Here is a 527-nt window from a genome sequence, read left to right on the forward strand (position 1 = left end):
ATTGTGGGTGGTCACTCACAAGAGCCCGTTTGTATGGAAGGTCCTAACGTTATCAAAAAGAACTTTAAACCGGGTGATGAGTGTCAGCCAGACCAACAAAACGGTACTTACATTGTTCAGGCGCATGAGTGGGGTAAATATGTTGGCCGTGCCGATTACGAATTCCGTAACGGCGAACTATCAAGGGTGAGCTACGATCTTATTCCTGTAAACTTGAAGAAAAAAATCAACGTGGATGGTCAATCACAACGTGTGTTTGTTCAAGATGAAATTACTCAAGACAAAGCGATGTTGGACTTCCTTCGTCCTTTCCAAGAAAAAGGCCAAAGCCAGCTGAATGTGAAAATTGCGGAATCAAACGGTAAGTTAGAAGGTGACCGTGATGTCGTGCGATTCCAACAGACGAATCTAGGTCGTTTAATTGCAACGGCTCATATGGAACGTGCAAAAGCTGATTTCGCAGTGATGAACTCAGGCGGTGTGCGTGATTCTATTGAAGCTGGTGACATCACATACAAAGATGTGTT

1 protein-coding gene is annotated in these 527 nt (G+C 44.0%); it reads left to right on the top strand.

The window, feature by feature from the left end; genetic code table 11:
* The coding region (locus tag R8N49_RS30145) for a 5'-nucleotidase C-terminal domain-containing protein (RefSeq protein ID WP_318190825.1) at positions 1 to 527 on the top strand (527 nt) is incomplete at both ends.

It is taken from the genome of Vibrio sp. 1978, assembly GCF_033344345.1.